General features: G+C 39.9%; 14 protein-coding genes. All 14 read right to left on the minus strand.

Annotated features, from left to right (window positions below; translation table 11 throughout):
* Positions 1-66: 66 nt before the first annotated feature.
* Positions 67-513, minus strand: a complete 447-nt coding sequence (locus tag IGI58_RS04515; RefSeq protein ID WP_087640860.1) for a YaiI/YqxD family protein — start codon at positions 511-513, stop codon at positions 67-69.
* A gap of 18 nt (positions 514-531) precedes the next feature.
* Positions 532-1,542 carry a hypothetical protein gene (locus IGI58_RS04520; protein ID WP_087640859.1) on the minus strand — a complete coding sequence of 337 codons (1,011 nt, stop codon included), beginning with the start codon at positions 1,540-1,542 and terminating at the stop codon, positions 532-534.
* Positions 1,543-1,820: 278 nt separating this feature from the next.
* Positions 1,821-2,831, minus strand: coding sequence for a sugar kinase (locus IGI58_RS04525; RefSeq protein WP_429954325.1), 1,011 nt, complete (start codon positions 2,829-2,831; stop codon positions 1,821-1,823).
* A 242-nt stretch (positions 2,832-3,073) separates the two neighbouring features.
* Positions 3,074-3,817: a 2-dehydro-3-deoxy-phosphogluconate aldolase gene (gene dagF, locus IGI58_RS04530; protein ID WP_429954324.1), complete on the minus strand. Its 744-nt coding sequence runs from the start codon at positions 3,815-3,817 to the stop codon at positions 3,074-3,076.
* Positions 3,818-3,846: 29 nt separating this feature from the next.
* Positions 3,847-4,941, minus strand: coding sequence for a DgaE family pyridoxal phosphate-dependent ammonia lyase (locus IGI58_RS04535; RefSeq protein ID WP_429954323.1), 1,095 nt, complete (start codon positions 4,939-4,941; stop codon positions 3,847-3,849).
* Complete coding sequence (locus IGI58_RS04540) at positions 4,931-6,040, minus strand: amidohydrolase/deacetylase family metallohydrolase (protein WP_429954322.1); 1,110 nt, start codon at positions 6,038-6,040, stop codon at positions 4,931-4,933. Before IGI58_RS04540 ends, IGI58_RS04535 begins: the two co-directional genes overlap by 11 nt.
* Positions 6,041-6,048: 8 nt before the next feature.
* A complete protein-coding gene (locus tag IGI58_RS04545; RefSeq protein WP_087640854.1) occupies positions 6,049-7,137 on the minus strand; it encodes a DUF871 domain-containing protein in 1,089 nt (362 codons plus the stop codon).
* A gap of 34 nt (positions 7,138-7,171) precedes the next feature.
* The gene (locus IGI58_RS04550) at positions 7,172-7,444 is read right to left on the minus strand and encodes a hypothetical protein (RefSeq protein ID WP_225533537.1); all 273 of its coding nucleotides are present in this window, start codon (positions 7,442-7,444) and stop codon (positions 7,172-7,174) included.
* A 54-nt stretch (positions 7,445-7,498) separates the two neighbouring features.
* Positions 7,499-8,818 carry a PTS sugar transporter subunit IIC gene (locus IGI58_RS04555; protein WP_087640852.1) on the minus strand — a complete coding sequence of 440 codons (1,320 nt, stop codon included), beginning with the start codon at positions 8,816-8,818 and terminating at the stop codon, positions 7,499-7,501.
* A gap of 122 nt (positions 8,819-8,940) precedes the next feature.
* Positions 8,941-9,612 (minus strand): DUF4310 family protein, encoded by a 672-nt coding sequence (locus IGI58_RS04560; protein WP_087640851.1) that lies wholly within the window; start codon positions 9,610-9,612, stop codon positions 8,941-8,943.
* 27 nt (positions 9,613-9,639) lie between these two features.
* Positions 9,640-10,422, minus strand: a complete 783-nt coding sequence (locus IGI58_RS04565; RefSeq protein WP_225533536.1) for a DUF4311 domain-containing protein — start codon at positions 10,420-10,422, stop codon at positions 9,640-9,642.
* On the minus strand, positions 10,423-10,797 hold the full coding sequence (locus IGI58_RS04570) for a DUF4312 family protein (RefSeq protein WP_225533535.1): 375 nt from the start codon (positions 10,795-10,797) through the stop codon (positions 10,423-10,425). It lies immediately after the preceding gene.
* A 44-nt stretch (positions 10,798-10,841) separates the two neighbouring features.
* Positions 10,842-11,195: a glycine-rich SFCGS family protein gene (locus IGI58_RS04575; RefSeq protein ID WP_069664660.1), complete on the minus strand. Its 354-nt coding sequence runs from the start codon at positions 11,193-11,195 to the stop codon at positions 10,842-10,844.
* A gap of 90 nt (positions 11,196-11,285) precedes the next feature.
* Entirely contained in the window at positions 11,286-11,624 is a 339-nt protein-coding gene (locus tag IGI58_RS04580; protein WP_087640848.1) for a PRD domain-containing protein, read from the minus strand.

Genomic DNA, 11,624 nt, shown 5'->3' on the forward strand with positions numbered 1-11,624 from the left:
CCGAATAGAAACAAATAGCGAAATAAATAAAAATAAGACATTTTTTCTCAATGCCTTATTCATTCCTTAAACAACTTCTTCAAGCAATGTGATCAATTTTTGTCTAAATGCGTCTCGATCTATTTGAGTAAATGGTTTTGGCCCTTTCGTACGCCCGCCGCTTTTACGAACCTTTGCACTAAAGTAACGCTGTTCCAACAGCCCATCGATCGTCTCTGCTGTATATTCAGTGCCTCTTTGATGTAACACACGCACGCCTTTAGGTAAAACCAATGAAGCCAAACCATAATCTTGTGTCACTAATATATCTCCAGATTTGATCAATTGCACGATTTTGTAATCTGCTGCATCTGCTCCTTTATCAACGTATGTAAAAGAAACATTTTTTGGATATTCTTTTAATGAATAATGATCGATACTTGTCACAATCACAACCTCGATCTCATACATCTGCGCAACTGAAATGGCTGTATCTTTCACTGGTGAGCCATCACCATCAATAAAAATCTTCATGGACTTTCCTTCTTTTCATTAATTCAAATACCAGCTTGGATGACGTTTTAAGAAAGTAGCAACTTCAGCAAAAACAGCTTCTTTAACGATTTTATATAGTTCAGGGTTTCTGATTTTTTTCTTGACTGCCCCTGTATATCTTGGACGCTTCAAGCGAATCGATAATACTATATCAAAACGTTCAGGAAAATTTTCTGCAGTCAAATACTGCAGACGATTTGTTTCCTTCAAAAACTGATTAACTGCATCTACTGTTCCATCGATAAATCCATCTAAATGAGTCCCGCCGTCCGCAGGAAAATGGCCATTGACAAAGCTATCTTTGATACTTGTTGACCCATTTTTTGAAATGACTGCCTGAATCGTTACACCCTCACTGACTGTATTGATCGAAAGAGGTGTACTGCCTCGTGTGATACTGTCATCCTTTTGAAAAATATATTCTTCAAGACCTTTTTTATAGTGGAAATAATTTTTCTGTTTCTTCCCGTCTGTCAGAGAAATCGTCAAGCCGCTGTTTAGCATCGCTAACTCTTGACAGCGATTAAATAAAATAAAATAAGATAATTGCTTATCGCCGAAAAAAGTTTCCGCAGGGGTAAACGCCAGCTCGATCCGCTGTCCCTCATCCTCAGAAGGAATCAATGCTTTTTTGCTCAGTTCACCATTTTGATAGATCTGGATCGTACGCTTCCCTAATTTTTCCACACCAAACCCCAACTGCTCGGATAAGGCATTCACTACGGATAAAAATAGATAAGGCGGTGTATATTGTTCTTCCGGCTGTTTATTTAAAAGTAAGCCTTTCTTGCTGAAAAAAGAAAAGATAAATTGTTTTTCTGATAATTCAATAGATAGTTCAGCCTGCTGTATATCTACGGCTAACTGCAATAGATGATCTAAGACTTGCAATACCATACTTTCCAAACCAGTTGGACCAATTCCGCCAATGTACATACCTGGTCGTTTGCGAATACTATCTTTTAAAACATCATCGTTCAGAGCTTTCCAAATATTTTCATCGGTCATATCGATCTCCTCCTGTAGCCAGTTTTATTTTCATACGAACATGTCACGTCTCAACAGCACTCGCCTCCTAAGCATAACAATTTATCTGTTATCCGTAAATGGTTTCGCTATATTACTTTAGAGACTTATCATTTCTATCTTATTATAATGAAAAAAAGACTAGATTAAAAGAGCACCGTTCAGAACGAAATATCCGTTTTGAATGGTGCTCTAAAAATTTAATAAGTAGGAATGCAGTCCTTTACAAGAAAGGCTTCCTCTTATCCTCAAATACTTCACTAACGAATCAGATCGATCGTCGGATGCTCCATGATATGTTTTACTTGTTTTCGTGTGGTTAATGGCACATCTCCTTGAATCGTATGAGCTAAAACACCATTCGCTGTCGCAAACGCCACACTTTCCTCTAAAGACCAATTTTCAACAACACCAAGTAAAATACCAGCTGCATAACCGTCTCCAGCACCAATTCGATCTAAATTGATGATTTCTCTTGGTTTTGCTTGAACAACGATTTCAGAGTCAGCTAAAAATCCTGAAAGATAATGTTTGTCTCCTTCCCTTTGGCGGAAAGTTCCAGCAAAATGAGCAATGCCGTATTTAGCCATAAATTCATGAACGATCACTTCAAACTGTTGTGAAGGTGCTAGAGACTCCGTCAATTCCATTCCTAACAAATCGGTCAAATCACGTTGACTGCCGAAAACTAGATCACAATAAGGTAAAATTTTCTCATATTGTTCCCGCATAAATAAAACTCCATGCTCTTCATTCAAGCTAGGACGGAAGTTAAAATCAAAACAGACTTTTACTCCTTTTTCATGAGCCTTTTTAGCTAAATCAAAAGCTGCATTACGGGTTTCATCCGTCAAACTCAAGGCAATCCCACAAATATGCACTAAATCAATTTCTTCTAGAAACGAAGCAAAATCATAAGCCTCCGCATCACTTTTTCCAAATGAGCTGCTCCGCCGATTCTGATAAGTTACTTGTGTCGGCCTTATACCGAAACCCATCTCTGCAAAATAAGAACCAATATGATCGCCAAAGCTACCAATCCAGTGATCTTGAATCCCTAGTTGACGAATACTTGCTTTAGCCGCATCACCTAAACGATTATCCGGCAGATTTGTGATCAAACTTGTTTGACAGCCAAAATGAGCTAAGTTACTTAGAATATTGACACCTGTACCAGTAAAATCGAGACGTAACTCTTTTGTTTGTTCCAACATTAAATATTCGGGCGGTGTTAAACGCATCATCACTTCACCAAAAGCCGCTATTTTCATTCTGTTTTTGCCTACTTTCCAGCGTTATGAACTAAGACAGCACTCAATTTGAATCTCATCGTATGCCAAACTAAATGTTCAACATACGAAGATAAGATAAAAGTGCTTCACTCCGAGAAATAAGAAGGAGCTGTTTTTATTCACCGTTTATTTGGGTTTAAAGAGCGAATCAAAACTGATTTTTAGTTTTGACCCGCTCTCTTTCCATTTTTCGATCAGTGTCGAACAAGTTCATTGCGCGTTTATTTTTTCAACGTATTTTTCATCATGCTTAGTAAGATCTTCACATCTTCTGGTTTAGTGTCGCCTGTTTCTTTATCGATGATCGAGCTGTAAACGTGTGGAATAATTTTCTTAACACCTGCATCAACTGCGATCTGAACGATTTCTTCAAAGTTTTCTAAATCGATCCCGCCTGTAGGCTCTAAGTAAAAATCATATTTTGCACAGGCTTCTGCTACGGCTTTGTATTCTTCGATGTGTGCTAAACCTTTCATTGGGAAATATTTGATCGAGCTGCCGCCCATATCTTGAAGTAATTTGATCGCTGTTTCGATCGGTACTTCTCCTGCTGGTGCTTGTGAGCTTAGCGGGCCTGTTGCGATATTCACGATCCCAACTTTCCCTGTTGGAGACACTAAACCATTGACGATCGTGTCATTTTGACCTAATAAAGCACGAGAAGTGCCTACTCCTGTAAAAACTTGGTTGACGTGCTGTGGTTGTAATTCTGCTGAGATTCGGCTGACCATTTGGCTTTGATTTGGATCTCCTGCACCTAGACCAACGGATAAAGCGTTGTTTGTTTCAGCTGCATATTTTTTCATATCTTCGATCGCAGCTTCATCTGTCGGATAGTTTTTAGATAATACACCTAAGATCACGTGGCCGTCTGCAGCTTCATAGCATGCTTTGGCGTTTTCTACTGAGTTGGCTAATACATTCAAACAAATACGGTCTTCTAAATAATTTGGGGTTAATGACATGTTTAATTTCTCTCCTCTATATAAGTGATTTAGTTCATGATCTCTGTTAAACGAGTCACGATTTTTTTCATTTCTGTTTCGTTGACCGAACGAATATCGAATTCGATGATCCCATTGTTGGCTTGATATTCTCGGGTATAAATAGCGGGACTTTCCGCTTTTAACGCTTGGATGACTTCTTTTGCTGATTTAGCACCTGTCACTTTGATGCTTGCTCTGTAAATATCACGTCCTGCACCGTCTTGAACGACACTTGCTTTGATATGATCTATTTGATTCAAGGCTTCAATGAAAGGCGTTAGTCGGGCCTGCATCGACTCACCGGATTCACTGCCGTTTTTCACGTAATCTTCTACAGCTTGAGTGAAACCTAAGATATTGTCCTTACCGATCTTCATAGCACGACCAATGCCTTTGCCTTGCAGCCGCAGCCAGTCGATGTAGTCTTTTTTACCAATCACCAGACCAGCACTTGGTCCTTCAATGGCTTTAGCTCCGCTGTAGATCACTAGATCAGCGCCAGCTTCAATATACTTGAACAAGTCTTCCTCCGCCGCTGCATCAACGATCAACGGCAGTTTGTGTTTTTGTGCGACTGTTGCCGCTTCTTTTACGCTTAACATACTTTTTTGGACAGTGTGATGACTTTTAATGTATAAAATCGCCGCTGTCTGCTCCGTGATCATCATTTCAATATGCTCTGGTGTACACATATTGGCATAACCAGCTTCGACCACATGACCGCCGCCTTGTTCCACCATCACTTCGACAGGCGTACCATAATCGACATTATGTCCTTTGGGTAAAATGATTTCCCGTTTGGTCACTTTATCGGTATAAGGATGATACGCATGATACACAGAGCCTTCACCGATCAGCGCCGCCACACTTTGTGCGATTCCTGCAGAAGCAGAAGAAACGACCTGCGCATCTTCCACCTTCAATAGCTTAGCTAGATAAGCTCCTGTCTGGATACTCAGCTCACTCATTTCAAAAAAGTGTTCTCCACCGAAGCGTTGAGCAGCTATGACATTTTCGGAAACTTTTGACACACCCAGAATAGTCATTTTTCCGGATGCATTGATGACTTCTTTTAGATTGAATTTTTCATAGCTAATTGTCATAAACTGTGCCTCCAATGATTGTTTTTACTGGTGTGATCAATTCTTTTGCTTCTCGTGTGAAACCATTTGAATCAGTCAATATTTTTTGTCCTTCTTTAATCGTGAAAATCGTGATATCACCATCGTAGCCTTCTTTTAGATGACCTTTTGTATCAAAATGAAAATTTTTAGCTGGTACATCTGTGACTTTTTCAATGATCTCCGGCCACTCATAGCCTACGACACGTAATTTTTCCATCGTTGTGGCTAAATCATAGACAGGCCCATTTTCACGGTTACGAATATAAATATCAGTACTGATCGAAGATGCCTTCATCCCCTCTTTTAGCGCAGTTTCTGCTACATGGAAATTAAAGCTGTCTGTACCGTGACCAATATCAAAAACGACCCCTTTATCATAAGCAGCCCAGGCAAAATCTTTGATCTTATCACTTTCTTTGTCCAAAATGCCGTTTGGTTTGCCATTAAAGCAGTGAGTCAAAACATCCCCTTTAGTCATATGTGCTAAAATTTCATCTAATTCAGGCGGAGCAGAGCCAATATGCACCATCAACGGCAGACCATTATTCTCTTTTTGAATTTTTTTAGCCATCTCCAAAGGTGTGATCCCATTTTCACCAATCACGGTTTTACTCATTCTTGCTTTGATCCCTACCACAAAATCTGGTAATTCTGTCAGTGCCTTATGAACTAGTTCTTCTTTCACTTTGCTTAAATCAGCTAATTCATCTTGCTCAACAATGCCCCATTTTGAGATGTTGACCAAGGCATAGACATTGGTTTTCGCTTGTTTGGCAAGATCATAAAACTCATGAATATTTTCAGCGCCCGTCGTTCCGGCATCAATAACTGTCGTTACGCCTTTTTTCACACCGATTTCATCCGGGAAATCATAGTACAAGGTCATTTTTTCAAAGCAATGAACATGATCATCGATCCAGCCTGCGGATACATATGTTTGTCCGTCCAGTGCAATCTGTTCTTTACTGTCTGCTTCGATCCTTTCCGACACTTTTACTATTTTCCCGTCACTGATAGCTATTTCTATCGGATCACCATTGATCGTCAAGCCGTTTTTTATGATTAAGTCGTAACTCATTTTATCCCCTACTTTTCTATAAATCTAAATTTTGTCCAGGGTTTTACAAAATCCAATAACAACAATTCATCTTCTGTTATTTTCCCTACTTTATTTTTACGGTCATCGGTATGCGGCTGTAAAACAATCTGCAGTTCATTTTTGTATTTCCCAAACGCATCATTTCCGATGACAACATCACCGATTTGAAAGGCTTGTGTATTATCATGTGCTGGATTCGCTTCATTTTTGTATTTTTTACGTACCTCCGTTGAACGAACCACCTGGTCTGTGATATCGCCACGTCTAAAGTGCTGCTCAGTCAATGTAATCTCTTTTTCAACCGTACTAGCTTCTTTGGTAAATTCAATTGCCAATGCAAGCTGGTAGCGATTCAACTGACCTAATGCTTCTAATTCTTCATCAGATGCATACGCATTGCCGATGATCACATCATCGATCAATCCAGTAGCAAATAAGTGTTTTGCTTGTACTTCTACAGGTAAATGGCGGTGCATTTCCAGTGTTGGTAACCCATCATTTACATCCCAGGGACCAATGACTCCAGCTTGAGAATTGATGAAAGCAGCCGTCCGAATTCCCTGTTTTTTGAAACGAACACTACAACGCTCAAAGAAATCATAAGGCAATGCCGTTCCTTCCTGCGGATAAAAATTATGACACCCGTATAAAAACGGCACGTTTGCTTCATAAGTCAAAATATTGTCTAAGTAAGCGACATCGTTACTCATATTCAGCTCGATCGCTAAATCGAAAGGATTGTACGTCAATTTTGCTTCTTTATTTCCATCGAAACCTGCATCTAAACGAATCCCATCGGCACCTGTTTCAGCAAAGAAGGTCAGGTCATCGTAAGAAATCTCTAATTCATCAAAAATATTCGGTGCTACATCCAGAATCGTTTCATAGCCCAATCCTTTCGCATAACCAATCAATGATTTGAATTTTTCTTTCACGACTTCTTTTCCTTCGGTTACCTCCAGCATACTCATAAAAATGCGTGAAAATCCGCATTCGCTTGCCTTCTTCAAATAAGCTTTGTCCTTTTCTATATCGCTATGGTCTGGATAAACTGATACACCTAACGCTCGTTTCATTACTGTTTCCTCCGCTCTAAGTACTTGCTCCTGTTTAGTTTCTTACTTCCGATTTTTCATTTTTCTCTAATACCCCAGCGCCAAAAGTTCTGTAACGCCAAGAAATAAGCGAGCCGCATAAGATCGTCATCGATCCTACCACAAAGATCGGGGAGTGACTCATGATCCCTACTATGATCGCCAGTATAATCATTGCGATCGATACCGCACACAAAGGCAGTAATCTCAGCTTAAGAATCTTTTTAGGCAGCCAGTTTTTTTCGATCATTATTTGACTTGCAATGAAAAATACTATAAACCAAATCATCATAATTAAACACCGAAGAGGGTAGTTCCTTTACTACCCTCCCTCTCTTTTAGATTAAACAGCTTCTTTTGCTTTTTGCTCTGCTGCTAGTTCTTCTGCTTCTTTATCTAATTGTTGTTTTTCATATACTTTGAAGAACGGGTAGTAGATCGCCAAAGTAATCACGAAATTGACACAAACAAGCAGTGCTGCAGTAATGCTCCAGTTGGTACTCATCCAAGCCGCGATCGGGGCTGGAAAAGCAAATCCTAGACGTGCCATCATCATCGGCACTACATTACTGATCGTCAAGAAATAAGAAAGTGTCGTAGTCACTAATGGTGCTACGATAAATGGAATCCCTAGAATTGGATTCATCACGATCGGTGTTCCGAAAATGATCGGTTCATTGATATTGAAAATTCCCGGAAGGAAAGATAAACGACCTAAACTCTTCAAATATTTTGATTTTGAAAACATCATCAAAACAACTAATGCAAGTGTAGTCCCAGCTCCGCCGATCCAGATAAACCATTGTAAAAATTGTTCAGTGAAAATATTCGGTAAATTATTTGCGCTGACACCATTAGTAAAAGCATCCACATTTTCTGCGATAGACATATCCCAAAATGGACGAATGACAGGACCCATGATTGCCGGTCCGTGAATACCCAATACCCAGAAAAAGCAAATCAAGAAAACAGTTAGAAGTCCGCCGAATAAGCTATTACCAGCTAAGATTCCTTTCAGCGGCATCAAGATTGTACTTAAGAAGCCATTCAAATCAAAACCTAAAATGTGACGGATCACCCAGAATAACATTAAAATCACTGCACCTGGAATCAATGCAATAAATGAATTTGATACTTCTGGCGGAACACCTTCAGGCATTTTGATCGTAATATTTTTTACGATAAAGAAACGATAAATTTCGACAGAGATCAATGCTGTAACGATTGCGCCAAATAATGAAGCGGAGCCTAAGTTAGCCAAATTAATGTAGCGCCCTGCACTGATCACATCTGTCACATCTTCCATCACACGTGTTGGAGGAGCGGCTGTGACCAAAAACGCCATCAATGCAAGCAGCCCGCAGCTTAATGAGTCCAGCTTATAGCTTTTCGCTAATGCCGAAGCGATCCCAAATGTTGCATACAACGCTAAAATCCCCATCGTATATCTTGACGGAATATCCAATACTGGTAAATAAGGCGTGATAAACTTCGTATATGCCTCGATCGGAATATTTTGAAATACAGTAAAGAAAGACCCCACAATCGTTAATGGCATCGTTGCGATCAACCCTTTTCTGATCGCCACCATATGCCGCTGTGAACCAAACTTATTGGCAACAGGCATCAGATGCTGCTCCATCCATAACACAAAACCATTCATTTCTTTTGTCCTCCGTTCAAAAAATTAGTATAAAATAAATCAAAATTATTTCAAATTCATACTAACATAGTAACATTATAATGTAAACGGTTTTCAAAAGAAAAGTGCAACTTTATTTCTTTTTAGCTAGGTAAATCTACTGGGAATATTGCACCAAAGATCATAGCACCTAAAATTGCTCCACCGGCAATCGGTTTTTTCCATACGTAGAAAATCACCGCTCCGATAATCGAACCAATGCCGATTGGTGCTGATGCGCCACATGCACTGATAATGATCAAAGGCCCTAAGAAACGTCCAGAAGCATTTCCAGCCCCCATCATAACGTCTGCACCAAAGGTTGAATTAGACTGATTGATCGTAAACTTACGAATCATGATGATAATACCACCGATAATCAATCCAAGAACCATCCCGGTAAGTAATGACAAAGCAAAATTCTCAACAGGGGCGGTAATATTCATACTTAGTAAAATCGCAGGAACACCAATCCCAACTCCTGTTAAAATCGCACCGCCAATATCCAAGATCCCAACAAGTGAACCTTCTAAAATTCGTGCAAATAAGAAGCTAGCACCAAATGCCGCGGCAGCTCCATAAGAACCACCATCCATACCAGCTTTTAACATCGCAACGATCGCTACTTCATTAAACGCTCCTACGCCATGCTCGAAATACATATGCGTTCCAGCAAAAACACCCGCTGATAATAACCCAACTAAAATCGGAAATGACCAGTCAGCAAACCAAAAATTCTTTTTCTCTTCTAATCCTACGCCTACTGTTTCTTCCATTATATATCTCCTCTCCTTTGTCTTTTACTAATTGCCAACACTAAATACATCATGCATGTTTTGCAGCCAGCCCGGAATTTGTAAACGGAAGCTTTCGATCATCTGTAAATCAAAGCCTCGGAAGAAACCACTTAAGACAAATAATAAAATAACTGCTGCCATCATGCTTTTCGTTACTTTGTTCCAGCCGATTTCATCAACACCTTTACCGATCAAGATCCCTAAAACAACACCAGGAACTGCATTTCCCATGATCATTGTTGCTAGCCCTCCAAAAATCGTTGCCCAAAGTCCGGAACGTTTGCCGGCATCGATTGCAGCCAGCCAGAATAGCACTGGCATCACTGTATTGATCAATAGATTTGCGGCAGGCACCAAGACAGCCACCGCTGTCACTTGTAATGATTCCGGGATTGCTGAAGCTGTCGTGTTTAAAAATGCAACAACAACCATTCCGACAAGCGCACCGGAAATCCCCATTTTCTTAGGGTTATGCATTGTTTCAGCGACATTTTTATTTTTGACCAATAATGCCGCTGCTGCCCAGTTGGGAATAACACGGTGATCCACATCTTGTGTAAAAGCTCCCGCACCCACAGTTGATGCCCAAGCGTTGAAGAAGAAGCCTAATCCAAATGAAAAATGACTGGCCGCATCTCCTTCACAGGCATTCATTTCACCTAGGGTTCTAAATGCGCCTAAACCTTGTGTACTTGGTGCATGAAACATTCTCGCTGCGCCAGCACCTGCTGCAAAACCAACAATTCCTCCAATCAATAATGATTTGAGTAAAACAACTACCACATCCATTTAATTTGCCTCCTTATGCATTCTCTTATTTTTTCTAAAGGGAAGAGGAAGACCATTTGGGTCCGAAACTTTTTTTTCGATGAATGGAACAGTCTCCATTTCGATCAACGTAATTTCAACTGTAACATCAAGCAATACGCGATAATCTGCACGTGTTCTCGGCAAGAAGAAAAATAGAAAGCGTTCCGTAAAAGTTTCTTGCTCTGCTTTTAGGATAGTGATATCTAAAGGTTCGATACGTACGATCACATCATTTTTCTCTTTTAAGACTCGATTATGGATTTGATTGAGCGCATTGGCAAAAGCTAGATTTTTTTCCTTACCTGTTCCTTCAACTTGAATGACCTGCTTCTTTTTTATTGTTACTTGTTCCATCGGTACTTCCTCCCCTAACTTTTTGCTGTAAACAGCAGGTTGTATTAAGCGTTTTTCTTCATATAGGCTTCAACGATACGTTTGCCCAATTCTTCTTGATCCATGAAACCAAAGCCTAAAACTGTTTTTCCATCATTGATCGCTGTAACACCTTCATCGATCGAACGCATCCCATGGCGTTCCGGATATCCATATTTTGTCGCTGCAGTCAATGCTCCAGCGCCGCCGCTTCCGCAAAATGAAATGCCAAGATCCGCATTTTCCTGCTGCATCACATCACCTAAACGCATGTCTGCACCCATTCCAGGTACAACAACTGCTTTGCCGCCAGCTGCTTCCACTCCTTTTGCAACATTTTGGCCTTTTCCTAAACGATCTGCGATTACTACTGTTACCATAATTGATTCCTCCAATTTTTATGTTAATAACAAATAAACATCGTCCTTGTAAAATAAGAACGTCTTTATCTTGCTTACTTCCTTGGTTTCTTATGCCTCATTTTGCTTAGCAGATTCAAAATGGATGGATAATACATACATTTCGTCCTGCGGTAAATTACCAATATGCTGAACAACTTGATCAGCAATCTCCAACGCTTCATTTGATACCTCTTCAAACATCGCAGGATCGACACCCGTCATTTTTTCATTTGCTTTAGAGCGTTTGATCATTTCATTCACATGATTGATCAAGATCGTCCATTGTAAATCAGTTGGTTCAATCGCTTGTTTTTCCAACAACTCACTAATTTTTTCAAGTGAAGCGTCCAATTCGACCCTATATGGACTTTCCTCAATTATTTTTTTTGCATCATCCGTTCCCTTCAT

It is taken from the genome of Enterococcus sp. AZ020, assembly GCF_050499205.1.
Lineage (GTDB): Bacteria > Bacillota > Bacilli > Lactobacillales > Enterococcaceae > Enterococcus_L > Enterococcus_L dunnyi.